Source organism: Pseudosporangium ferrugineum, from assembly GCF_003002065.1.
Classification (GTDB): Bacteria; Actinomycetota; Actinomycetes; order Mycobacteriales; family Micromonosporaceae; genus Actinoplanes; species Actinoplanes ferrugineus_A.
Genome location: NZ_PVZG01000008.1, coordinates 192,974 through 216,871 on the forward strand (window position 1 = coordinate 192,974; position 23,898 = coordinate 216,871).

The 23,898-nt window shown below is 71.2% G+C and carries 23 protein-coding genes; 3 read left to right on the forward strand and 20 right to left on the reverse strand.

Annotated elements, in window-relative coordinates; translation table 11 throughout:
* Nucleotides 1-9: 9 nt before the first annotated feature.
* The 6 genes from CLV70_RS18765 to trpS form a co-directional block, all read right to left on the reverse strand.
* On the reverse strand, nt 10-1,104 hold the full coding sequence (locus CLV70_RS18765; protein WP_106127953.1) for a BMP family lipoprotein: 1,095 nt from the start codon (nt 1,102-1,104) through the stop codon (nt 10-12).
* 194 nt (nt 1,105-1,298) lie between these two features.
* The gene (locus CLV70_RS18770) at nt 1,299-1,580 is read right to left on the reverse strand and encodes an SCO4848 family membrane protein (RefSeq protein WP_106127818.1); all 282 of its coding nucleotides are present in this window, start codon (nt 1,578-1,580) and stop codon (nt 1,299-1,301) included.
* A gap of 100 nt (nt 1,581-1,680) precedes the next feature.
* On the reverse strand, nt 1,681-2,088 hold the full coding sequence (locus tag CLV70_RS18775; protein ID WP_106127819.1) for a hypothetical protein: 408 nt from the start codon (nt 2,086-2,088) through the stop codon (nt 1,681-1,683).
* Nucleotides 2,089-2,095: 7 nt separating this feature from the next.
* Complete coding sequence (locus CLV70_RS18780; RefSeq protein WP_211303807.1) at nt 2,096-3,016, reverse strand: YihY/virulence factor BrkB family protein; 921 nt, start codon at nt 3,014-3,016, stop codon at nt 2,096-2,098.
* Between the two features lie 30 nt (nt 3,017-3,046).
* A complete protein-coding gene (locus tag CLV70_RS18785) occupies nt 3,047-3,601 on the reverse strand; it encodes a 2'-5' RNA ligase family protein (protein WP_425440183.1) in 555 nt (184 codons plus the stop codon).
* Between the two features lie 5 nt (nt 3,602-3,606).
* Nucleotides 3,607-4,632, reverse strand: a complete 1,026-nt coding sequence (gene trpS, locus CLV70_RS18790) for a tryptophan--tRNA ligase (protein WP_106127955.1) — start codon at nt 4,630-4,632, stop codon at nt 3,607-3,609.
* A 136-nt stretch (nt 4,633-4,768) separates the two neighbouring features.
* On the opposite strand from trpS, the gene galE reads away from it, so the two are divergent.
* The 3 genes from galE to CLV70_RS18805 are packed head-to-tail and all read left to right on the forward strand — an operon-like array spanning nt 4,769 to nt 7,135.
* Nucleotides 4,769-5,746 carry a UDP-glucose 4-epimerase GalE gene (gene galE / locus CLV70_RS18795; protein WP_106127956.1) on the forward strand — a complete coding sequence of 326 codons (978 nt, stop codon included), beginning with the start codon at nt 4,769-4,771 and terminating at the stop codon, nt 5,744-5,746.
* Between the two features lie 13 nt (nt 5,747-5,759).
* Nucleotides 5,760-6,902, forward strand: coding sequence for a galactokinase (gene galK, locus CLV70_RS18800; RefSeq protein ID WP_106127821.1), 1,143 nt, complete (start codon nt 5,760-5,762; stop codon nt 6,900-6,902).
* A gap of 38 nt (nt 6,903-6,940) precedes the next feature.
* Nucleotides 6,941-7,135 carry a hypothetical protein gene (locus CLV70_RS18805; RefSeq protein ID WP_106127822.1) on the forward strand — a complete coding sequence of 65 codons (195 nt, stop codon included), beginning with the start codon at nt 6,941-6,943 and terminating at the stop codon, nt 7,133-7,135.
* On the opposite strand, the gene CLV70_RS18810 is transcribed toward CLV70_RS18805, so the two are convergent.
* The 14 genes from CLV70_RS18810 to CLV70_RS18875 all read right to left on the reverse strand — a co-directional run bounded on the left by CLV70_RS18810 (nt 7,086) and on the right by CLV70_RS18875 (nt 23,820).
* Complete coding sequence (locus CLV70_RS18810; protein ID WP_211303808.1) at nt 7,086-8,009, reverse strand: glycoside hydrolase family 43 protein; 924 nt, start codon at nt 8,007-8,009, stop codon at nt 7,086-7,088. The genes CLV70_RS18805 and CLV70_RS18810 overlap by 50 nt on opposite strands.
* Nucleotides 8,003-9,682: a glycoside hydrolase family 43 protein gene (locus CLV70_RS18815; RefSeq protein ID WP_106127823.1), complete on the reverse strand. Its 1,680-nt coding sequence runs from the start codon at nt 9,680-9,682 to the stop codon at nt 8,003-8,005. The genes CLV70_RS18810 and CLV70_RS18815 overlap by 7 nt, the downstream gene beginning before the upstream one ends.
* A gap of 4 nt (nt 9,683-9,686) precedes the next feature.
* Complete coding sequence (locus CLV70_RS18820) at nt 9,687-10,514, reverse strand: carbohydrate ABC transporter permease (RefSeq protein WP_106127824.1); 828 nt, start codon at nt 10,512-10,514, stop codon at nt 9,687-9,689.
* A gap of 3 nt (nt 10,515-10,517) precedes the next feature.
* The gene (locus CLV70_RS18825) at nt 10,518-11,420 is read right to left on the reverse strand and encodes a carbohydrate ABC transporter permease (protein ID WP_106127825.1); all 903 of its coding nucleotides are present in this window, start codon (nt 11,418-11,420) and stop codon (nt 10,518-10,520) included.
* Between the two features lie 4 nt (nt 11,421-11,424).
* Entirely contained in the window at nt 11,425-12,756 is a 1,332-nt protein-coding gene (locus tag CLV70_RS18830) for an ABC transporter substrate-binding protein (protein ID WP_106127826.1), read from the reverse strand.
* Nucleotides 12,753-14,264 (reverse strand): arabinosylfuranosidase ArfA, encoded by a 1,512-nt coding sequence (gene arfA / locus CLV70_RS18835; RefSeq protein ID WP_106127827.1) that lies wholly within the window; start codon nt 14,262-14,264, stop codon nt 12,753-12,755. Before arfA ends, CLV70_RS18830 begins: the two co-directional genes overlap by 4 nt.
* A 265-nt stretch (nt 14,265-14,529) precedes the next feature.
* The gene (locus CLV70_RS18840) at nt 14,530-15,555 is read right to left on the reverse strand and encodes a LacI family DNA-binding transcriptional regulator (RefSeq protein ID WP_425440184.1); all 1,026 of its coding nucleotides are present in this window, start codon (nt 15,553-15,555) and stop codon (nt 14,530-14,532) included.
* Nucleotides 15,556-15,951: 396 nt separating this feature from the next.
* Nucleotides 15,952-17,250: a sulfate adenylyltransferase subunit CysN gene (cysN, locus tag CLV70_RS18845; RefSeq protein WP_106127829.1), complete on the reverse strand. Its 1,299-nt coding sequence runs from the start codon at nt 17,248-17,250 to the stop codon at nt 15,952-15,954.
* Complete coding sequence (gene cysD, locus CLV70_RS18850) at nt 17,250-18,161, reverse strand: sulfate adenylyltransferase subunit CysD (RefSeq protein ID WP_106127830.1); 912 nt, start codon at nt 18,159-18,161, stop codon at nt 17,250-17,252. The genes cysN and cysD overlap by 1 nt, the downstream gene beginning before the upstream one ends.
* 39 nt (nt 18,162-18,200) lie before the next feature.
* Nucleotides 18,201-19,091: a 3'(2'),5'-bisphosphate nucleotidase CysQ gene (locus CLV70_RS18855; protein WP_106127831.1), complete on the reverse strand. Its 891-nt coding sequence runs from the start codon at nt 19,089-19,091 to the stop codon at nt 18,201-18,203.
* A gap of 17 nt (nt 19,092-19,108) precedes the next feature.
* Nucleotides 19,109-20,875 carry a sugar transferase gene (locus CLV70_RS18860; RefSeq protein WP_106127832.1) on the reverse strand — a complete coding sequence of 589 codons (1,767 nt, stop codon included), beginning with the start codon at nt 20,873-20,875 and terminating at the stop codon, nt 19,109-19,111.
* Between the two features lie 186 nt (nt 20,876-21,061).
* Nucleotides 21,062-21,649 (reverse strand): aminoacyl-tRNA hydrolase, encoded by a 588-nt coding sequence (gene pth / locus CLV70_RS18865; protein ID WP_106127833.1) that lies wholly within the window; start codon nt 21,647-21,649, stop codon nt 21,062-21,064.
* Nucleotides 21,650-21,714: 65 nt separating this feature from the next.
* A complete protein-coding gene (locus CLV70_RS18870) occupies nt 21,715-22,347 on the reverse strand; it encodes a 50S ribosomal protein L25/general stress protein Ctc (protein WP_106127834.1) in 633 nt (210 codons plus the stop codon).
* A gap of 492 nt (nt 22,348-22,839) precedes the next feature.
* Nucleotides 22,840-23,820, reverse strand: coding sequence for a ribose-phosphate diphosphokinase (locus tag CLV70_RS18875; protein WP_106127835.1), 981 nt, complete (start codon nt 23,818-23,820; stop codon nt 22,840-22,842).
* Nucleotides 23,821-23,898 lie beyond the last annotated feature (78 nt).

A 23,898-nucleotide genomic window follows, 5' to 3' on the forward strand; every position in this document is an offset into this window, starting at 1 on the left:
AGCGTGGGGTCACTTCGGCGCGTTGGCCGACTCGACCTTGACCGTGCCCGCGATGATGTCCTGCTTCAGCTTGTCGATCTCGCCCTTGAGGCCGGAGTCGACCTTGCTGTCGAACTTGTTGTACGGCGCCAGCGAGACGCCGTCGTTCTCCAGCGTGCCCAGGTAGCCCGGGGTGGCGTTGAGGGGCTTGCCCGCGGCGCCGTCGGCCACGGCCTGCTTCACCGCGTCCTTGATGTTCTTCACGACCGTGGTCAGGAAGACGTCGCAGTACTGCTCCGCGCTCTTGCAGCCGTCCTGGTCGACCCAGATGACCGAGACCTTGCCGTTGGAGGCCTTGGCGACGTCGGCGGTGCCCAGACCGGTGCCGCCGGCGACCGGCATGACCACGTCGGCGCCCTGCGAGACGAACGTGTTGGTGATCGTCTTGCCCTTGTTCTGGTCGCCGAAGTTCTCCGCGAACGTGCCGTTCTGCTTGGCCTTGTCCCAGCCGAGCACGGCGACGTTCTTGCCCTTGGTCTTGTTGTAGTGCGCGACGCCGTCGGCGAAGCCGTCCATGAAGACGGTGACCGGCGGGATCTTCAGGCCGCCGTACGTCGCCACCTTGCCGGACTTGCTGTAGCCCGCGGCCAGGTAGCCGGCGAGGAAGGCGGCCTCGTCGGTGGCGAACTGCATCGGGTACACGTTCGTCGCGCCCTGGACGCTGCTGTCCACGATGCCGAACTGCTGCTTGGTGTTCTCCGCCGCGACCTTCTTGGTGGCGTCGCCCATCAGGCCGCCGACCGCGAGGACGAAGTTGCACTTCTGCGTCACGTACGCCCGCAGGTTGGGCTCGTAGTCGGCCTCGGCGGACGACGGCGCGTACTTCGGCTCGACGTTGCTCTGGGCCTCCTTGGCGGCCTGGAGGCCGGCCCACGCGGAGGCGTTGAACGAGCGGTCGTCGATGCCACCGGTGTCGGTGACCATGCAGGCCTTGTATGTCGCGGCGGCGCTGGCGCCGGAACCGCTGGGGGTCTCGTCAGGGGCGTCGCCACAGGCCGCGGCGGCGAGCGTCAGCCCACCGGCCGCGAGAATCGCAACGATTCGCTTCCCACGTACTGGGCGCAACACGCCCTCCTTCCACAGCGCACCGACACTGCGCGGTGCGTCTCAGGTCGGGAGCGTAGCCGCAGGCCACGGCAACGGCGGGAATTCCGCCCGTACTGTTGGCGCACCGTTACCTGGACGCGACCGCGGGCGGAGGTGAACGCGCCTTCAGGCGGCGTAGGTAGGGATTTGCCCGTTCCTCGCGTTACCGGCCGTTAATCTTTCGGCGATCCCGCCCTTGTCGCCATCGAATCTTCGGCGATCGATGCCCTCGGTCCCGCGGCCCGCCAGGCGCGGATCCCGAGCACGCCGACCACCGTGCCGATGGCCAGCGAGGCCGTGATCAACAGCGCGTGCACCCAGAGGAAGGACGTCGGCGCGCCGTCGGCGAAGGCCCGGTCGTCCTTCCAGATCGCCACGCCGAACCGCGGCCAGATGAGCCAGGTCCAGACGCCGACCCCGACGAGGAACGCGGACCACTTGCGGGAGAGCACCACGGGCCCAGTATGCGCGCGGCGAGGACGGCCCGATCGGACCGCCCCTCGGCCGCCCTCAGCCGTCCGGCGCCGGCCCGCGGACACCCCCGGGCCGCGCGGGCTACTGGTCCGCCGAGGTCAGCTTCGCGGCGATCCGGGCGAAGCCGGCCCGGACCTCCGCGCGGGTCGGTGGCCGGCCCGGGGTGGTGCGGCGCGGCTCGTCCCGGTCGAAGGTCTCGGCCGTGAGGTCGTCGGTGGTGGCGTCGTGGCCGGCGCCCGACTTGGCCAGCGCGACCTCGGCCCGGATGGCGTCCGCGTCGGCGAGCGGCAGCAGCGGCTCGACCACCGCCATCAGCTCCTCGTCGGCGACGACCGCCTGGGCGAGCGCCAGCGCGTGCGGTCGCTCGTACGGGCCGCAGACCAGCGGCTCCCACTCCTCCTCGTCGTCGAGGGCGCCGATGGTGATGATCCACGGCAGGTCGGCCACGGGCGAACCCGGCGGCAGGTGCAGCGTCACGAGAGTGCCCACCGGCCCATCATCGCGGCCCCTGGTGGCGAATCCAGGTATTTTGCCCCACGGGGGCGGTTTTATCGTCCGCGGAGAGGTCGACGACGCGCCCGTGCGGGCTGGTCGCCGCCCACGCTGCCCCGAACAGCAGCAGCTGGTTGAAGACGTACAGGTAGACCAGGATGCCGACGGCGCTGGCCACCAGGCCGTACGCGGGATTGCGCTGGATGACGCCGACCAGCGACTTGCCGACGGTGTTGAGCAGGTAGATGCCGATGCCGACCTGGAGGACGGGCGGGGCCATCCGCCGCGCGGTCATCCGCAGCCGCGGCACGGCGGCCAGCAGCGCCGCCGCCAGCAGCATGTTGATGGCGATGGTGAGCACCACGCTGACGACCGACCGCACCGGGCCGAGCCGCCCGTCGGCGAGCCACTCCAGCAGCGACTCCAGCCCGTAGACCGCGCCGACCGAGACGATGAGCAGCAGCAGGATGCCGACGAGCACGAGCAGGTCGACGGCCTGCCGGATGCCGATGTAGCCGGGCTGCTCGTTGAGCCGCCAGATCAGCCGCTGCGAGGAGCGGATCGCCTCCACCCAGCCGATGCCGGTGAAGATCAGGCCGACGATGCCGACGATGCCGACCGTCTTGCCGCTCGCGAGGATCGCGGCGACGTCGAGGAACGGCAGGTTCTCCTCGAGGAAGCGCTGGACGACCTCGAAGAGCGCCACGTTGGACTTGATCAGGAAGCCGAAGATCGAGTAGCCGATCAGGGCGAGCGCGAAGACCGCGAAGAAGCCGTAGTACGCGATCGCCGCCGCCAGCCGGCCGCCGAGAACCTCGTCGTAGCGCAGCGCCGCGCGGCACAGGTGATCGAAGTAGCGGGAGCGGTGCCGCAGCGCCATGATCCGCGCTTCGACCGCCGCGTACGCCCGGTCGATGGCGTTCACGCGCAGACCGTACCCAACGGCCGAGATCTTCTAGCGCGGCCCGCCCAAGGCATACTCGCGGCGGCGCTGCCAGGGGCCCTCGCCGCCCGCGGACAGATCGTGCGAGAAGAGGGTGAAACCGGGCACGTCGAAGCGGGCCTCGAACTCGGCCAGGTCCTCGAACACGGCGTCCAGGGCCGGGGCGGGCACGTCCTGCGCGACGGTGACGTGCGGGTGGTACGGGAAGCGGGAGTCCCGGTGGATGCCGTCCACGGCGGCGATCGCGGCGGCGAGCAGCTCGCACTCGCTGATGCCAGCGGCCAGGGTGACGAACACGACCTCGGTGACCGGCCGGAACGTGCCGGTGCCGCGCAGGTGCACGATGAACGGCTGCTGCGCGGCGGCGACGGCGCCGAGGTGCTTCTCGATCGCCGGCAGCGCGTCGGTCGCGACCTCGGTCGGGCCCAGCAGCGTGACGTGCGCCGGCGTGTACGCGGCCTGCGGGTCACCCGCCTCGGCCCGGCGCCGGGTGAGCAGCTCGCCCCACGGCTCCGGGATGTCGATCGCGACGCCGATCCGGGTGGTCGGCGTGTCCGTCCCCGCCACCGGCGTCAGGCCCCGCGCGACGGGCTGAGGAAGCCGATGTTCTGGTACGCCTGCGCGAGGGTCGCCGCCGACACCGCCCGCGCCTTGTCCGCGCCGACCGCGAGCACCTTGTCGAGGTAGCCGGGGTCCTCGAGGAAGCCGCGGGTGCGGTCCTGGATCGGCTTGACGAACTCCACGACGATCTCGGCCAGGTCCTTCTTGAGGTCGCCGTAGCCGCGGCCGTCGTACTGCTCGAGCAGCTCGTCTATGGTCCGCGCGGTCAGCGCCGCGTAGATGGTCAGCAGGTTGCTGATGCCAGGCTTGTTCTCCTCGTCGTAGAGGATCTCCCGGCCGGTGTCGGTGACCGCCGACTTGATCTTCTTGGCCGACCGGGACGGCTCTTCCAGCAGCTCGATGATGCCGTTGGGCGAGGAGGCCGACTTCGACATCTTGGCGGTCGGGTCCTGGAGGTCGGTGATCTTGGCCGTGTCGCGCACGATGTACGCCGACGGCACCGTGAACGTCCGCCCGAACCGGCTGTTGAACCGCTGCGCCAGATCGCGGGTGAGCTCGAGGTGCTGGCGCTGGTCCTCGCCGACCGGCACGGCGTCGGCCTGGTAGAGCAGGATGTCCGCGGCCTGCAGGATCGGGTAGGTGAACAGGCCGACGCTGGTGGTGTCGGAGCCCTGCTTGGCCGACTTGTCCTTGAACTGGACCATGCGGCCGGCCTCGCCGAAGCCGGTGATGCAGCTGAGCACCCAGGCGAGCTGGGCGTGCTCGGGGACGTGCGACTGCACGAAGAGGGTGCAGCGCTCCGGGTCGAGCCCGAGGGCGAGCAGCTGGGCGACCGAGAGCCGGGTCCTGTTCCGCAGCGCCACCGGGTCGTGCCCCGCGGTGATGGCGTGCAGGTCGACGACGCAGTAGAAAGCGTCCGCGGTCTCCTGCATGGCCACCCAGTTGCGGACCGCTCCGAGATAATTGCCGAGATGGAACGAATCGGCGGTCGGCTGGATGCCGGAGAGCACCCGTGGGCGGCGGTCGGCGTCGGACATGAGCGCCATTGTGTCAGTCTCGCCGGGCTTTCCGTCAAACGCCCGTCCGGTCCCGGGCCGATGTTTGAACGTGTTGACTTATGAGCGTTATTGATGGACTCTGGACGTCGAGACGTCCGCTACGAAAGGTCGTGTGGTGAAACTTCTGGTCACCGGGGGCGCCGGTTACATCGGCAGCGTCACCAGCCGTCTGCTGCTCGATGCCGGCCACGAGGTCGTCGTCCTGGACAACCTCAGCTACGGGTTCCGGGAAGCGGTCGCGCCGGGCGCCACCTTCGTGGAGGCCGACATCGCCGACGCCGCCTCCGTGCTCACCCCGGACGCGGGCTTCGACGCGGTGCTGCACTTCGCCGGGCTGATCCAGGCGGGCGAGTCGATGACCCGGCCGGAAATCTACTGGGACCACAACGTCCGGCGCTCGCTGGCCCTGCTCGACGCGGTCCGCGCCGCCGGCGTGCCCCGCCTGGTCTTCTCCTCGACGGCGGCCGTCTACGGCAACCCCACCGAGCTGCCGATCACCGAGTCCGCCACCAAGGCGCCCACCAACACGTACGGCGCCACGAAGCTGACCTTCGACCTCGCGCTGACCTCCGAGGCGTACGCGCACCGCCTGGCCGCCGTGTCGCTGCGCTACTTCAACGTGGCGGGCGCGCTGATCCGCGAGGACGGCACCGCGGTCGGCGAGCGGCACGACCCGGAGACCCACCTGATCCCGATCGCGCTCCAGGTGGCCGCGGGCAAGCGCGAGAAGCTCCAGCTCTTCGGCGACGACTACCCCACGGTCGACGGCACCTGCGTCCGCGACTACATCCACGTGCAGGACCTCGCCCGCGCCCACCTGCTGGCCCTCGACGCGGCCGCCCCCGGCGAGCACAAGATCTACAACCTCGGCAACGGCAACGGCTTCTCCAACCGCCAGGTCGTCGAGGCGGCGCGCGAGGTCACCGGCGCCGAACTGCCCGTCGAGGTGGCACCGCGGCGCGACGGCGACCCTGCCACGCTGGTGGCGTCCTCGCAGCGGGCCCGCGACGAGCTCGGCTGGGTGCCGGAGAAGCACACCCTGCCCGACATGATCGGTGACGCCTGGGAGTTCTACCGCACCCACGTCGCGTGATCTGATCATCGTCATGACTGTCGCTTCGTCGGCCGCAGCGGCCTTCCACTCCACCTTCGGCACCGAGCCCGCCGGGCTGTGGGCGGCCCCCGGCCGGGTCAACCTGATCGGCGAGCACACCGACTACAACGACGGCTTCGTGCTGCCCTTCGCCCTGCCCCAGCAGGTCGTCGCCGCCGCGGCCGGCCGGGACGAGCCGGGCTGGACCATCTGCTCCGACTTCGCCGAGGAGCCGGTGACCTTCGGGTCGTCGGCGCCCGGCGACGTCGAGGGCTGGGCGGCGTACGCGGCCGGCGTGGTGTGGGCCCTGGAGGAGGCGGGCTTCACCGTGCCGCCCGCCCGCATCACCCTCGCCTCGGACGTGCCGGTCGGCGCCGGCGTCTCGTCCTCCGCCGCCCTCGAGTCCGCCGTGCTCACCGCCCTCGCCGACCTCGGCGGGCTGGACCTGCCCGTGGCGCGGCGGCCGGCGCTCGCCCAGCGCGCCGAGAACGTCTACGTGGGCGCCCCCACCGGGATCATGGACCAGTCGGCGTCGATCCGCTGCGAGGCCGGCCGGGCCCTGTTCCTCGACTGCCGGTCGCTGGAGGTCGAGCAGATCCCCTTCGACCTCGCCGCCGAGAGCCTCGCCGTCCTCATCATCAACAGCAACACCCCGCACCAGCACGTCGACGGCGAGTACGGCGCCCGCCGCAAGTCCTGCGAGGAGGCGGCGCGCATCCTCGGCGTCCCCGCCCTGCGCGACGTGACCGCCGACGGCCTGGAGGCGGCGCTCGGCAAGCTCGACGACGAGGTGATGCGCCGCCGGGTGCGCCACATCGTCACCGAGAACCAGCGGGTGCTCGACACGGTGGCGCTGCTGCGCTCGGGCCGCATCCGCGAGATCGGGCCGCTGATGACGGCCTCGCACGCCTCGATGCGCGACGACTTCGAGATCACCGTCGACCGGGTCGACGTGGCGGTCGAGGCGGCGCTGGCGGCCGGGGCGTACGGCGCCCGGATGACCGGCGGCGGCTTCGGCGGGTGCGTGCTGGCCCTCATCGACGCGGATCGGGCGGAGGCCACCACGGCCGCGGTCGAACAGGCGTACGCGGAACGGTCCTTCACCGCACCGACCACCTGGTCGGCGATCCCGGGGCCGGGCGCCCGCCGCCTCTGACCGGCATAGCCGCCGGATCTCGCGGGTATGCGCAGGGCATGACAGACGCATCCGAAGAGCACCGGCCGAACGACTACGGCTTCTCCGGCGGCGCCACCGCGCCCGAGCCCGCCCGCGGGTCCGAGCGCGAGGAGGTCGACGGCGAGGCCATCGCGGTGCCGTCCGGCGACCTCACCGGCGCGGTCAGCCACGCGATCGAGGACGCCACCACCGGCGACGACGAGGAGCGCTGAGCGCTACCGCGGCATCGGCTGCGGGCCCGGCGACGGCCCCCTCACCACGGGCCGGCCGCCGGGCCACTCGACCCGGTCCAGCCAGAGCTGCCGGCCGGGCACCACGCTGCCGATCGCGTCCGGCGGCCACGCGTGGTACAGCAGCCATGTCTCGCCGCCGGGCGTGCTGACCAGGAAGGTCGAAGGCGTTCGCCGAGTAGAAGAGGAACAGCTTGCCGTCGTGGCGGACCATCTGCGGCGCCTCGACGACATGGTTCTCCCACGCCGCGTCGTTGCTGAGCAGCCGCACGGAGTCGCCGGTCAGCGAGCGGCCGTCCGCGGCGAGCCGGCTGCCGTACAGGTGGGTGGGCCGCCCGATCGCGTTGCCGTCGTTCTTCCAGTAGAGCCACAGACCGCCGTCCGGGTCCCGGTACGGACTGGCGTCGATCGAGCCGCCCTCGTCCGCCTGGCAGATCAGCGGCCCGGTGCGGTCGTCGGTGAACGGGCCGGCCGGGGTCCTGGCGTACGCGACCCCGATGCACTGCCGCCCGCCCGCCTTCCGGGCCGTGTAGTAGAGCAGGTAGCCGCCGTCGCCCGCGATGACCTCGGGCGCCCACGTGTTCCCGCGCTCCGCCCACCCGCCGACGTCGGGCAGCGCGTCCCCGGCCGGGTTCCACGTGACCAGATCCGGCGAGGTCAGGATCGGCACGTTCGCGGTGGCGTTGTTGGTGCCGTAGGCGTACCAGGTGCCGTCGGCCGGCACGGCGCCGGGATCGGGGAAGTTCTCGAGGAAGACGGGGTTGGTGAACGTCGGCATCGCGGGCTCCGGCTTCTCGCGGGTGGCGCAAGCGGCCAGGACGAGCAGGGACAACAGGGCGATGGCGGGTCTCACCACCGGCTGAACCGCAGGTAGTCGAAGGACGCGGTGACCGCGGGCGCGGCGCCGCCGTGGGCGACGAGGCCGACCCGCGGGGTGGTGTCCGGGGGCAGCGTCCACACGCCGCCCCAGGTCCAGCCGCGCCCGTCGCGGCTGACCCCGGCCCGGTACTCGTGCTCGCCGGTGCGCGGGTCGACGTGGTGGGCCAGGCGCAGCCAGGTGGTGGTCCGGCCGGGGGTGCCGGCGATGTTGCCGCCGTACGAGGTGCTGCCCGCGTACGGGATCTCGTGGCCGAACTCGACCTGGCGGGTGTTCCAGATGGCCACCGCCGAGAGCCGGGCGAACAGGTTGTCCCCGGCGTACGCGATCAGCCCGGCCTGCTGGTAGTTGCGCACGCTGTCCTCGCCGAGATCGAGGGTCAGCCGGGTCTCCGCGATCCAGTTGCCACGGGGCGCGTCGCGCAGCAGCACCCCGGCGTCGTTCGACGACCCGGTGAGGTCGGCGTCCTGCACGGGCCACCGCAGCGCGCCGCCCGCGACGACCGCCGCCGGGTCCGGCCGCACGAACGCCCACGAGCCGCCGAGGCCGGTGCCGCGGAACTCGTCGGAGTACGCCGGCAGCGCCCGCCCGGGCCGGGGTTCCCACGCCGAACCGGAGTCGGGCCCGTCGGACGCACCGGCGCCCGCGCGGACGGTGGGCCAGCCGCCGATCCAGTCGAGGCGGTCGATCAGCATCGGCCGCTCGTTGATGCCGAACGGCTCGTCCAGGTACGGATCCCCGCGGTCGATCGCGTGGTAGACCAGCCAGTCCTGGCCCCGCGCGTCGGTGACCAGGCCGTTGTGTCCGGTGCCCACCCACCGGTTGCCGTTCGGCGCGATCACCGGGGTGCCGCCGGCCCGCGAGACGTTCAGCGACTGCCCGGACCGGTCGGCGAACGGCCCGCGCGGGTCCCGGGAGCGGCCCACGGAGACCGAGTAGCCCGTGGTCGGGCCGGCACAGCAGTTCGCCGACGAGGCGAAAAGGTAGTACCAGCCGTGGCGGCGTACGACGTACGCGCCCTCGAACTTGTTGTCGATCGCGACCCGCGTCGCCGTGCCGACCGTACGCAGGCCGTCGGCGCTCAGCTCGCTGACCCAGATGCCGCCGAAGTAGCTGCCGTAGTAGAGGAACTTGCGGCCGTCGGGCGTGGTGAGCTGCGCCGGGTCGAACGTCCACAGCCAGCCGTCGTCGCCGCTCGGGCGCGGGGCGACCACCGGACGGTCCACGAATGTCCACGGCCCGGCCGGGGTGGGTGCGGTCGCCGCGCCGATCGCCGACGCTCCCGGCGCGACCGTGGTCTCGGTGACCGTCACGTACATGACCCAGTGCCGGCCGGCCCGGCGCACGTCCGGAGCCCAGTAGGCGGTGTTCGCGGCGGCGAAGGCGGGGCGCTGGCCGGCGGTGAACGCGTCGCCCACGTACGACCAGCGCTTCAGGTCCGCCGAGCGCGCGATCGGGATCCGGTGCACCATCTTCTCGCCCTCGCGCAGCGGGTCCGTGGTGCCGTACGCGTACCAGTAGCCGTCGTCGCCGCGGACGACCATCGGGTCGGCGAACGTGTCCGCGAAGCTCGCGGACACGTTGCCCGCCCACGCGGCGGCGGGGGTGAGCAGGACGAGCGCCGCGGCGACCGCGGCCAGCAACCGTCGCATGGGTTCAGCCCTTCAGTCCGGACCGGGAGACGCCCTCGATGATGTAGCGCTGGCTGATCACGAAGAGGATCAGCACCGGGATGCTGGCCAGCGTCGCACCCGCCATGATCACCGGATAGTTGATGTTGTACGCGCCCTGCAGCGTGCCCAGGCCGGGCGGCAGCGTGAAGTTCTCCGGGCTGAACAGCACGTAGACCGGCCAGATGAAGTCGTTCCAGTTGGTCAGGAAGCTGATCACCGCGAGGGTGGCCAGGGCCGGCTTCGACAGCGGCAGGATCACCTTCGTGAAGATCTGCCACGAGTTGGCGCCCTCGAGGACGGCGGCCTCCTCCAGCTCCCGGGGCAGCCCGAGGAAGAACTGCCGGAGGAAGAAGACGCCGAACGCGCTGGCCGCCCCCGGCACGATCAGCGCCCACAGGCTGTCCAGCCAGCCGAGCCGGTCGATGATCAGGAAGTTCGGGATGATCAGGGTGAAGATCGGCACGAACATCGTCGCCACGATCAGCGCGAAGACGATCCTCTTGCCCCGGAAGTCCATCCTGGCCAGGGCGTACGCGGCCATCGACGCGACGGCGAGCACGAGCAGCGCCTGCCCGCTCGCCGCCAGCATGCTGTTCAGGAACCAGCGCAGCACCGGCGTCTGCGAATCACCGCCGAACAACGTCTCGTACGCGCCCACGGTCGGGTCCCGGGGAACGATCGTGGGCGGCACCCGGGTTGCCTCGTCCGCGGTCTTGAACGAGGTGATGAGCATCCACACCACCGGCGCGACGAACACCAGGCTCAGCCCGCCGAGCATGGTGTACCAGGCGATTCCTCTCACGCGGCCCATGGCTCAGTCCTTCGTCCGGAAGAGGCGGAACGTGATCATGCTGATCAGCAGCAGGGCGAGGGTGAGCAGGTAGCTCATCGCCGCCGCGCTGCCCATCCGGTAGCTGCGCAGGCCCTCCTCGGCGATGTACATGATCGCCGTGCGGGTCTCCACGCCCGGCGCACCCTGCGTGATCAGGTACGCCTGCCCGAACATGTTGCTGGATGCCAGGATCGTGTTGATCACCACGAAGAGCAGCACCGGGCGCAGCCCCGGCAGGGTGACCTGGCGGAACTCCGCCCACCGGCCGGCGCCGTCCACCCGGGCAGCGTCGTACAGCTCGCGGGGGATGTCCTGCAGCCCGGCCAGGTAGATGACCGCGTTGAAGCCGAGCGTCCACCACACCGTCACCCCGACCAGCGAGATCCACGCCCACGGCAGGCCCGTGGTCCACGCCGTGGCGTCCGGTAGGCCGACCGCGCCGAGCAGGGCGTTGACCGCGCCGAGGTTCGGGTCCAGCAGGAAGCGCCACAGCACGCCGATGACCGCCACGCCCAGCACGTACGGGGCGAAGTAGACGGCCCGGAAGGCCGTACGGCCGCGGAACGAGCGGTTGAGGATCAACGCGATGCCGAGCGGGACGACCACCAGCAGCGGCACGCTGAACACCGTGAAGATGCCGGTGGCCTGCATGCTCTGCCAGAAGAAGTCGAACACCGGCGAGCTGCTGCTGAACAGCGCCCGATAGTTGTCCAGCCCCACGAACGGCTTGCCGGGCAGCAGGTAGTCCCAGTCGTGCAGGCTGATCCACAGCCCGTAGCCGGCCGGCACCAGCGTGAACGTCACGAACAGCAGCGCGTACGGCGCCAGGAACAGGTACGGCGTGAGCCCCGCCCCCCGCCCCGGCGCCGCCTTCACAGCGACCACGGGCTCAGCCGCCGTACTTCTTGCGGTTCTGCTCGAGAATCTGGGACGCCTTGGCGGCCGCGTCGGCGAGGGCCTTGCCGGGCTCCTTGCGCAGCAGGATCGCCTCGTTCACGGCGGTGTCGATGGTGACCATCGCGTCCGGGATGCCCGGCACCGACGGCGGGAAGTGCAGGTTGTCGATCTGCGCACCGATCGCCGCCTGCTCCTTGAGCCCCTTGAACTCGGCGCCCTCGCGGATCTCCTTGCGGGCCGGCACCTGGCCGCCCTTGGCCCACTCGACGGACTGCTTGCTGATGAAGTTGATGAACACCTTGCCGGCCTGAAGCTTGTTCTGGTCGGTCGCGCGCTGCTTGAACTGCACGAAGTTGTGCGAGCCGGCCCAGGCGGCGGGCTGCGTCCCGATCGTGGGCAGGGCGGTGACGCCCCAGTTCAGGCCCTTGACCGCCCGCAGCGTGTTGATCGTCCAGATGCCGTTCCAGTTGAAGGCGGCCTTGCCGTTCTGCAAGGCGATCAGATCCGCGTCCTGGGCGACGTTCTTCGGGCTGTAGCCGTTCTTGACCAGGTCGACGAGCCAGGTCAGCGCCTGCACCCCCGGCCCCTCGGCGAACAGCGGCTTCGTGGCCTGGTCGTCGAAGAGCTGCCCGCCGAACTGCCAGGTCAGCGACTCGAACTGGTGCGTGCCGGTGAACGGGAACGGCGTCGCCCAGTGCCCCTGGACACCCTTGCCCTTGAGCGCGTCCAGGGCCTTCAGGTAGTCGTCGTTCGTCTTCGGCGGGTTCTCCGGGTCGAGGCCGGCCCGCTCCAGCACGGCCTTGTTGTAGAACATGCCCTGCGGGTGCACGTCGAGCGGGATCGCGTACCGCTTGCTGTTGTAGACCCCGGCCCGCCACACCGGCGGCGAGAAGTCCTCCTCCTTGAGCTGCAGCGACGCGGCCACGTCGTCCAGCGGCAGCACGACACCGCGCGCGGCGTTCGTGGCGACCTGCTCGACGTGCATGATGCCGAGGTCGGGGCCGTTGCCGGTGGACACCGCGGCGGGCACCTTCTGGTAGTAGTCGGCCCACTCGTACACGTTCATGGTGACCTTGATGTTCGGGTTCTCGCTGTTGAACCGGTCCACCAGGGCCTTCATCACCGGGCCGTCGCCGCCGGTGAAGCCGTTCCAGAAGGTCAGCGCGACGTTCGGCCCGGTGTAGGCGGTCGACGCGGGCTGGGCGTTCTGCCCGCCCCCGACGATCGGGTTCGGGCCGTCGTCGCCGCAGGCGCCGAGCAGGACGGCGCCGCCGGCGCCGACGCCGAGCCCGAGCAGGCCGCGGCGGGTCACATGGGGTTTCACGGTTTCTCCTCGGGGGTGAAGCGGAGCGCGTGCCAGGAGACGGCGGGGAGCAGGACGGTCGCTCGCCCGCCGTCGAGGACAGGCATTTCTTCGGTACGGGCACGGACGCGATCAGGCGCAGCGGCGGAATTGACGATCAACGGGTCGGCGTCGGCGAGCTCGATCCGCTCCCCCGCCCGCAACCCGGGGAAGGCCCGCAGGTCCAGCTCCAGCGGAAGGGCCCCGGTGCCCCGGTTCACGGCGAAGATCGTCAGCTCGCCGGTCCGCTCGTCGCGGGTGGCCACGGCGTCGACCACGGGCACGTCCCCGAAGCTGCCGGTGGCCATCGACGGCGAGCTGACCGCCGCCCGCAGGACGGTGCCGCGGGCCAGCCGCGCGGTGTGGGCGAACGGGTGGAAGGTCGCCTGCCGCCAGGCCGGCCCGTTCGCCTCGGTACGGATCGGCGCGATGACGTTCACCAGCTGCGCCTGGCAGCCGACGGTCAGCCGGTCGGCGTGCCGCAGCATGCTGATCAGCAGATTGCCGACCACCATCGCGTCGGTCACCGTGTAGTCGTCCTCGATCAGCGGCGGCAGGTCCTCGATTCCGCGGTCCTCGGGCTCGGTGAACCGCGATTGGTACCAGACGTTCCACTCGTCCAGGGCCAGGTTGATCCGCTTGCTCCGGCGCAGCTTGGCGCGCACGTGGTCGGCGGTGGCCACGACGTCCTCCACGAACCCGTCGAGCCGTACGGCGGACGCCCGGAAGCTCGCTTCGTCCTGTCTGCCCGGGTCGAAGTAGTGGTGCAGGGACAGGTAGTCGACCTGGTCGTACGCCTCCTCCAGCACTGTCGCCTCCCACGCCGCGAAGGTCGGCATGTCGGCGTTGGAGCTTCCGCAGGCCACCAGCTCGATGGAGGGGTCGACGCGCCGCATCGCATGCCCGGCCCGCGCGGCGAGCCGGCCGTACTCGCGGGCGGTCAGGGCGCCGATCTGCCACGGCCCGTCCATCTCGTTGCCCAGGCACCAGAGCCGGATGTCGTGCGGCTGCGCGACGCCGTGCTTGCGCCGCAGGTCGGCGGCGGCCGTACCCTCTCGCACGTTGCAGTACTCGACCAGCTCGGCGGCCTCGGCGACGCCCCGGGTGCCCAGGTTGACCGCCATCATCGGGTCGACGCCGGCCTGCCCGGCCCAGCTCATGAACTCGTTGAGCCCGAACGTGTTGCTCTCCAGCGACCGCCACGCCAGATCGAGCCGCCGCGGACGGTTGCCGACCGGTCCGACCCCGTCCTCCCACCGGTAGTTCGAGACGAAGTTGCCGCCCGGATAGCGCACCAGGGTCACCCCCAGCTCCCGGACCAGCTCGAGCACGTCGGCGCGCAGGCCGTCGGCGCCGGCCCGCGGATGGCCGGGCTCGAAGATGCCGGTGTAGACGCAGCGGCCCATGTGTTCCACGAAGGAACCGAACAGCCGTGGATCCACCTCGCCGATGGCGAAGGCCGGGTCAAGCGTGAGTCTGGCCGTGGTCACGTATCACTCCCGTCGCACCGGTGTGTGCCGTCTCACTGGTTTACAACGTTGGAACCATCGTTGTAAAGATCGCGACACGGCCTCGACACACGGACGACACGGAATGCGGGCGGTTTTCTACCCCGGTGCCCCACTTGGCGCTTTGCGCTGGTTACGCCGCTCAGCGGCGCTTCGCGCCCGCCCCGCACCGCTGAGCGGGCTCGCGCCCGGAGCCCGGCTCATCCCGGACCTCGCCGCCGGCGTCCGCACGCGCTCGGCGCGCCGCTCAGGCGCGGCCCAGGGTGCTCTCTCGAGGCACCAGGCGGTAGGCCACCCTGACCTCGCGCGGCGGGCCGGCCTTCTCCTCGCCCAGCCGCTCGGCCAGCAGCTCCACCACCAGCCGGGCGATCTCCGCCGTGTCGGGCGCGACCGTGCTCAGCGTCGGCGTGCTGAACCGGCCGTCCTCGATATCGTCGAAGCCGATCACCGCCACATCCCCCGGCACGGACCGGCCCGCGTCCAGCAGGGCCCGGATCGCGCCGAGGGCGAGCACGTCGTTGAAGGCGAAGACCGCGTCGGGCCGCCCGGGCCCGTCCAGCAGCCGGCGCATCGCCGCGGCACCGTCCGCCCGGTGGAAGCTGTCGACCTCCGCGATCAGCGCCGGGTCCTCCGGCAGCCCGGCCTCGGCGAGCGCGGCCCGGTAACCGGCCAGCCGCTGATGCGCGGTGACCGCCGACGGCGGGCTCTGCGCGCCGATCGCCGCGATCCGCCGACGCCCCAGCGCCGCGAGATGCCCGGTGGCGTCGGCGGCGGCTGCGGTGTTGTCGATCGCCACGTGGTCGGCCGGCCCGTGCCACACCCGCTCGCCGAGCAGCACCATCGGCGTGTCGCCGCTGCTGGTCAGCTCCTCGCCGGCCAGCGCCAGCGGGCTGAAGATGAGACCGTCGATGGCGTGCCGCCGCAGCCCCGCGACGAGGTTACGCTCCCGCTCGGCCTGGCCGTCGGTCTGATCGATCAGCACGGTCCACGACCGGCGCTCCGCGGCCTGCACGATGAGCCCGGCCAACTCGGCGAAGTACGGCGACTGCAACTCGGGCACGGCGAGCGCGATCACCCCGGACCGCCCGCTGCGCAACTGCCGAGCTGCCACGTTGGGGATGTAACCCAGCGCCTCGATCGCCTGCTGCACCCGCGCCCGCGTCGCCGGCGAGACGTGCACATACCCATTGACCACGTTGGACACGGTCTTGATGGAAACGCCCGCCCGCGCGGCCACATCCTTCAAGCCCGGTGGCACGGCCCCGCCCCTCATTCGTCACAACCGGCCCGCCCGGCCCGCCGAACCGAGCCCGCTCGGACCGCTGGTCCCGGCCGCCCGGGTCGGCCCGCCCGTCACCGTGGTCCGTTCGGCCGCCGAGCCACCAGTGACCGCCCGCCCGCGGCCGGCCACCCGCCGGCCGCCCCGGGCCACCCCGGTCAGCCGCCGGACAGCCCCCGAACCGTCGGACCGCCGCCGAACTGCTGCCCACCGGCCTGCCGCCCCACCGCCGAGCTGCTGCCCACCGGCCTACCGCCCCCACCGCCGACAATGCCGCCCGCCGGCACTGCCGCTCACCGGCCCACCGCCGGCAATGCCGCTCACCGGTGGGCTGCCGCCGGCCCGTTGCCCGCCCGGCCGGTGGGGGCCGGGCGGGGTCGGCTGCTCAGGTCAGGCGGCTTCGATGATCATGCCGGCGCCGACCGTGCGGTTGGTCGACTCGTCGATCAGGATGAAGCCGCCCGTCGTGCGGTTGCGGCGGTACTCGTCGGCGAGCAGGGGCACCGTCGTGCGGAGGCGTACCCGGCCGATCTCGTTGAGGGCGAGCTGCGGCGCGTCCTCGTCGCGGTGCAGGGTGTTCACGTCGAGGCGGTACTGGAGGCCGCGGACGACCGTGCGGGCCGTACGCGTGGTGTGCTTGATGGTGTATTTGGCGCCGATCCGCAGCGGGGCGGTCTCGTCCATCCAGCAGATCATCGCCTCGACGTCCTGGGCGACGGCCGGGGCGTTGTGCGGGCGGCAGATCATGTCGCCACGGGAGATGTCGATCTCGTCGGCGAGCCGGACCGTCACCGACATCGGCGGGAAGGCCTCGTCGACCGGCCCGTCCGCGGTGTCGATCGCCGAGATGGTGCTGGTCATGCCGGACGGGAGCACCAGCACCTCGTCGCCCGGCTTGAGCACGCCCGAGGCGACCTGGCCCGCGTACCCGCGGTAGTCGGTGACCACGGTGGACTGGGGACGGATGACGTACTGCACCGGGAAGCGGACGTCGACCAGGTTGCGGTCCGACGCGATGTGCACGTGCTCCAGGTGGTGCAGCAGCGACGGGCCCTCGTACCACGGGGTCTTCTCGGAGCGCGAGGCGATGTTGTCGCCCTCGAGCGCCGAGATCGGGATGATCGTGAGGTCGGTGATGTCGAGCTTCGCGGCGAACGAGGTGAACTCGTCGGCGATCTTGTCGTAGACGTCCTTGTCCCAGCCGACGAGGTCCATCTTGTTGACACACAGGACCAGGTGCGGCACGCGCAGCAGCGAGGTCAGGAAGGCGTGCCGGCGGGACTGCTCGACCAGGCCCTTGCGGGCGTCGACCAGGATCAGCGCGAGGTCGGCCGTCGAGGCGCCGGTGACCATGTTCCGGGTGTACTGGATGTGCCCCGGGGTGTCGGCGATGATGAACTTGCGCCGCGGCGTCGCGAAGTAGCGGTACGCCACGTCGATCGTGATGCCCTGCTCCCGCTCGGCGCGCAGGCCGTCGGTGAGCAGCGCGAGGTTGGTGTACTCGTCGCCCCGCGCGGCGCTGACCGCCTCGACCGCCTCGAGCTGGTCGGAGAAGAGCGACTTGGTGTCGTACAGCAGCCGCCCGATGAGGGTGGACTTGCCGTCGTCGACGCTGCCGGCGGTGGCGAACCGCAGCAGGTCCATGTTGCGGGCGGCGGCCGCCTCGGTCTCCAGAACTGCCTGACTCATCAGAAGTAGCCTTCCCGCTTGCGGTCTTCCATCGCCGCCTCGCTGACCTTGTCGTCGCCCCGGGTGGCGCCGCGCTCGGTGATCCGGGTCGCCGCGACCTCGTCGATGACCTTCTCGACGGTGTCGGCGTCGGAGAGCACCGCGGCGGTCTGCGACGCGTCGCCGACCGTGCGGTAACGCACCTGGCGGGTCTCGACCGTCTCGCCGTCCCTCGGGACGATGAACTCGTTGACCGCGTAGAACATCCCGTCACGCTCGACGACCTCGCGGTCGTGGGCGTAGTAGATGCTCGGCAGCGCGATCTGCTCCTTGGCGATGTAGTGCCACACGTCCAGCTCGGTCCAGTTGGAGAGCGGGAAGACGCGGATCGACTCACCGGGGTGGTGCCGGCCGTTGTAGAGCGACCACAGCTCCGGACGCTGGTTCTTCGGGTCCCACTGGCCGAACTCGTCGCGGAAGCTGAACATCCGCTCCTTGGCGCGCGCCTTCTCCTCGTCGCGGCGGGCGCCGCCGAAGAGGGCGTCGAAGCGGTACTTCTCCACGGCGGCGAGCAGCACCGGCGTCTGGATCCGGTTGCGGGTGCCGTCGGGCAGCTCGCGGACGAGCCCGGAATCGATCGCCTCCTGCACGCTGGCGACCACCAGGTTCAGCCCGAGCTCGGAGACGCGGGCGTCGCGATACTCCAGCACCTCGGGGAAGTTGTGGCCGGTGTCGACGTGCATGACCGGGAACGGGATGCGCGCCGGGGCGAAGGCCTTCTCGGCCAGCCGGAGCATCACGATCGAGTCCTTGCCGCCGGAGAAGAGCAGCACGGGCCGCTCGAACTCGGCCATGACCTCGCGCATGACGAAGATGCTCTCGGCCTCGAGAGCATCGAGATGGGATACGCGATAGGGCTTCGCCTGGCTCAAAGGGTCCCCAGCCTTTCGATTCCGTGCGGTGTGCAGAGGTCAGGTTAGCGGGAGGTGACGCTGCAGCGCTGCAAGCAACCGGGGAGCGAGATCTTTACGGCAAACCACGAGATCCGGCAACTTGGGATCGGCCTGGTTGTATTTCAACTCACTTCCGTCGATTCGGGAAGCGTGCAGTCCAGTGGCCGACGCCACAGCTACCGGCGCGGCGCTGTCCCACTCGTACTGGCCGCCCGCGTGCACGTAGGCGTCGGCGTCGCCGTTGATCACCGCGGCGATCTTCACGCCGGCCGAGCCCATCGGCACGAGCTCGGCGCCGATGTCCTCGGCGAGCGCGGTCACGAAGGCGGGCGGGCGGGTCCGGCTCGCGGCGATCCGGATCGGGCCGCCGGTGGCCGCGGCCAGCGGCAACGGCGGGTACGCGGGGGTGTGATCGGTGCCGAGCGTACGGTGCTGGGCCGGCATCGCGACGGCACCGGCGGCGAGGCAGCTCGGGCTGGAGCAGTCGGCGGTCCAGAGCGCGACGTGCACCGCCCAGTCGGTCCGCCCCTCCTCGGAGAACTCCCGCGTGCCGTCGAGCGGGTCGACGATCCACACCCGGGAGGCGTCGAGCCGGTCGGGGCGTACGGTCGCCTGCTCGCCGTCCTGCCACGCGACGCGCGAGTGGTCGTCCTCCTCCGACAGCACCGCGTCGGCCGGGCGCCAGCGGGCGAGCTCCGTACGCAGCAGGTCGTGGGCCGCCTTGTCGCCGGCCGCCTTCAGCGCCTTGCCGTCCGCGTACCCCATGTCCTCGCGGACCTGGAGCAGCACCTGGCCGGCGCGGTCGGCGAGCCAGCGGGCGAACGCGGAGTCGTTGACCGGCGGCGTACCGCCGGACTCCGGCTCCCGCTGTCCCGCTATGCGCGGCGACGTCCCTGTCTGCTCGCTCATCGTTCTCCTCATGAAGATCAGTACGCTCCCGACGACCGCACCACCGCGGTCATGGTCCGCAAAAGGATCACCAAGTCCAAACTCAAGGACCAGTTCTCCACATAGCGAAGGTCGAGCCTGACCGCTTCCTCCCAGGGCAGATCCGAACGACCGGAAACCTGCCACAGGCCCGTCATGCCGGGTTTGACCGCCAGCCGGCGCCGCACGTCGTCGGCGTAGGCGGCGACCTCCGACGGCAACGGGGGACGCGGCCCGACCAGCGACATCTGTCCCAGCAGAACGTTGACCAGCTGCGGGAGTTCGTCCAGCGAGAGCCGGCGCAGCCACCGTCCGACCGGGGTGACGCGCGGGTCGTCGCGCATTTTGAAGAGCACACCGTCGTGCTCGTTGAGGTGCCGGAGCTCGGCCAGCCGGGCCTCGGCGTCGACGTACATGCTGCGGAACTTGAAGATGCGGAACTCGGACCCGTCACGGCCGACCCGCACCTGCCGAAAGAGTACCGGGCCGCGGGAAGTCACCCGGACGCACAGTGCGACGGTCAGCAGCACCGGACCGAAGACGATCAACAGGATCAGCGCGCCCAGGCGGTCGAACAGGTCCTTGATCACCCGTGCCCCGCCGTGCAGCCGCGGATGCTCGACGTGCAGCATCGGCAGGCCGTCGAACGGGCGGATCGTGGTGCGGGCCCCGGCGACGTCGATCAGCGCGCTCGCCACCACCAGGTCCACCTCGTCGCGTTCCAGCCGCCACGCGAGCCGGCGCAGCGCGACGCCGTCGAGCTCGGGGCAGCTCAGCACCACCACGGTGTCCGCCTCGGCGGCGTCCACGGCGTTCGCCACGTCGTCGAAGGTCCCGTACACCGGCAGGTCGACGAGGCCGTCGTGGCCGGGCGGCAGGCAGGCGCCGACCACCTCGAGGCCGTGGTAGCGCTCGCGGCGCAACTGCCGGGTGATGCCGATGACGGACAGCTCGTGCCCGACCACCAGCACGCGCCGCAGGCTCTCGCCGCGCGCCCGTTCCAGATGCAGACGCTTGCGCATCGCGAACCGGAGAACCACGACAGTGACTATCGCGGTCGGCAGCGCGGCCAGGACGTAGGACCGGGCAAGGTCCAGTTCCAGCGCGTACGAGGTGACGGCCGCGCCCGCGATCAGGCCCACGCCGCCGCGGAACACGCGCTGGTACTCGTCCGTGCCGACGAACAGGAAGCGGCGCTCGTACGCCCGGCTCACCACCAGGACCGCGAGCAGTGCCACCGGCAGCAACGCCGACAGCAGCAGATACCACCGGTTGTACGTGGTCACCTCGTCGCCGAAGCGCAGCGCGAACGTCACCGCGCCCGCGGCCACCCCGGCCAGCAGGTCGCTGACCACCAGCGCGCGCACGTACCGGCGCTCCCACCGCTGCCGGCGGGACATCGCCGCGTGCTTGCCGCGTACCCGGGTGAAGGGCCGGGTGGCGGGCCGGGCCGCCGCCGACCGGTTGGGCCGGTCCGACCAGTGCCGCTCCGCCGCCTGGTTCCGGGCCCGCTCGCCGGGGAGCCGCCCGCCGGCGCCCGCCTGGGGAGGCGCGTTGTCGTCCTCGCCCGGAGCCCGCAGCGGTGCGGGGATCTTGCTGTTGCGCCCGCGCTCGCGGTGCGGCGCCGGGCGCGTCGGGCGCGGCCCGTGATTGGCCGGCGGGTGGTTCGCCGGGCCCAGAGTCTCCGGATGGTCGGCGCGCGAGTCCGGGCCGCCCCGCCGCTGCACCGTGGGCAGGATCACCGTCGATTCGTCCAGAGCCGTCATGGGCCTTCCGGACAGGTCCTGAGTCACCCGAACCTCCCCCGCGCCGTCGATACCTGGGCACCGAAGTGGTGCGCTATAGGCCCAACGCGGAAAAGGCGGACAGCGACACGGGACCGATAGACGGACAAAACGGCCTAAAGGATCTATCCATTCCGCCCTCGCCCGGCACCGTGACGTGGTATCCGATCAGCCGCCGTGATACTTGTTCTGCGCCCACTCGACGCCCTCGACGACCACGGCCTCGACCACGTCCGCGGCCCGGTCGACCAGGAACTCCAACTCCTTGCGCTCCGCGCCGGAGAAGTCCGACAGCACGAAATCGGCGGGATCCTGGCGCCCCGGCGGACGCCCGATGCCGAACCGGACCCGCGCGTACTCCTTGCTGCCCAGCGACTTCGACATCGAGCGAAGACCGTTGTGGCCGCCCTCGCCGCCGCCGCGCTTCACCCGCAACTGCCCGTACGGGACATCGAGCTCGTCGTGCACCGCGACGATGTTCTCGACCGGCACCTTGAAGAACTGCGCCAGGGCGACGACGGGCGCGCCCGACAGGTTCATGTACGTCAACGGCTTCGCCAGGATGAGCTTCGGGCCGCCGAAGCCCAGCCGGCCCTCGGCCACCTCCGCCACCGCCCGCTTGTGCCGGCCGAACTTGCCGCCGACCCGGGACGCCAGCAGGCCGGCCACCATGAAGCCGACGTTGTGCCGGTTGGCCGCGTACTCCCGGCCGGGGTTGCCCAGGCCGACCACCAGCCAGGGTGCGTCCTCGGTCATCACGTCTCCTCAACGAAAACAGGGAAAGTGCCGCTCGGCACTTTCCCTGTCAGGCGCTTGCCAGATCAGCCGGCGGCTTCCTCGGAGGCCTCGGCGGCACCGGCCTCGGCGGTCTCGCCCTCGGCGTCGCCACCCTCCATCTGCTCGGCGGTCTGCGCCTGCGAGATGACGGCGATGACGAAGTCGGGCTCGACGGCCAGCTCGGTGCCCTGCGGCAGGGTCACGTCGCCGGCGGTGACCTGCGAACCCGCCTCCAGGCCCTCGATGGAGACCTCGAAGCCGTTCGGCAGGTGCATCGCCTCGGCGGTGATCGACAGGGTCGTGCTCTCGCTGACGACCAGCGTGTTGCGGGCGGCCTCGCCGACCAGCGTCACGGGGACGTCGACCTGGACCTTCTCGCCACGCTTCACGATGATCAGGTCCACGTGCTCGTACGTGTCCTTGATCGGGTCGCGCTGGATCGCCTTCGGCAGGGCCAGCGTGGCCCCGGTGCCGCCGGCGACGTCGATCGTGAAGACCTGGTTGAGGCCACCGTGGCGGATCGCGGCGGCGAACTCACGCGCGGGCAGCGCGATGTGGACGGGGGCTTCGCCGTGGCCGTACAGCACGGCAGGCACCAGGCCGGCCCGGCGCGTGCGGCGGGCACCACCCTTGCCGAACTCGGTACGGGGCTCGGCGCTGATCTTTACCTCGGACACGGGGAAACTCCTGAAACTTGGATCGGGCTGCGTCTAAGTCGGCGGGCTGCGGGCTGTTCGGCGGTGCCGAGCATGGGTGGTGCTCAGTGCTCGGCAAGGGGCGCACTGGGCACAGGCCCGGAGCACCGCGTCGATCACGGTGCCTCAAGCGAACTCCGCAAACCTGCAGCAGACCGCGTGGCACCCTCGCCGTGGCAACCGCACCAGCTTACCTGCTCTTGCCGCGCCCTAACCGGCGGGTCCCGGCAGCTCACTCTCCCTGCGAAAAGTTCACCCGGTCGATGCAACTTGCACGCGCGAACCGAGCCGCCCGGAGCCGCCCCGCCACCCTGCCCGGGCGACCCAGCCGCCCTGCCTGGGCAGCCCCGCCGCCCTGGCTGGGCAGCCGCGGAAGCCCGAAGTCAGGCGGGCCGCCGCGTCAAGCCCAGCCACAACCACCGCCCGACGAGCCGCCGCCGGGCGCCGCCCCGGCGCACTGCCGCCGGCGGTGGGTCAGCTGAGGCCGCCGAACAGGGTGGTCACCGAGCCGTCGTCGAAGACCTCGCGGATCGCGCGGGCCAGCAGCGGGGCGATGGACAGCACCGTGATCTTGTCGAGCCGCTTCTCCGGCGGGAGCGGGAGGGTGTTCGTCACCACCAGCTCCGAGATGCGGCTGTTCTTGAGCCGCTCGGTCGCCGGGTCGGACAGCAGGGCGTGGGTCGACGCCACGATCACGTCCGCGGCGCCCGAGTCGAACAGGATGTCCGCGGCCTTGGCGATCGTGCCGCCCGTGTCGATCATGTCGTCGACGATCAGGCAGACCCGGCCCTCGACCTCGCCGACCACCCGGTTGGCGACGACCTGGTTCGGCTTCAGCGGGTCCCGGGTCTTGTGGATGAACGCCAGCGGGCAGCCGCCCAGCCGGTCCGTCCAGCGCTCGGCGACGCGCACCCGGCCCGAGTCGGGGGCGACCACCGTCATCGGCCGGCCCTCGAACTTGCGCTGCACGTGCTCGGCGAGGATGTCCATCGCGAACAGGTGGTCCACCGGGCCGTCGAAGAAGCCCTGGATCTGCGCGGTGTGCAGGTCCACGGTCAGGATCCGGTTGGCGCCCGCGGTCTTCAGCAGGTCGGCGACCAGCCGGGCGGAGATCGGTTCCCGGCCGCGGTGCTTCTTGTCCTGCCGCGAGTACGGGTAGAACGGCAGCACGACGGTGATCCGCTTCGCCGAGCCCCGCTTGAGGGCGTCGATCATGATCAGCGTCTCCATGACCCACCGGTTCACGCCCTCGGTGACCGACTGCACCACGAAGGCGTCGGACCCGCGGACGGAATCCTTGAACCGGACGAAGATCTCACCGTTGGCGAACTCGTACGAATCCGAGGGCGTCGGCGCGATGCCCAGCACCTGCCCGATCTCCTCGGCCAGCTCCGGGAAGCCGCGCCCGGAGAAAAGCATCAAACTCTTACGGTTCTCCGCGACGATGCTGCCCATGGGCTCGTCCGCTCCCGTGATCGAGGGGTTAGTCACCTGAAGTATCACCCGAGGCCGGCCGGAGGCCACGTGCCGGAT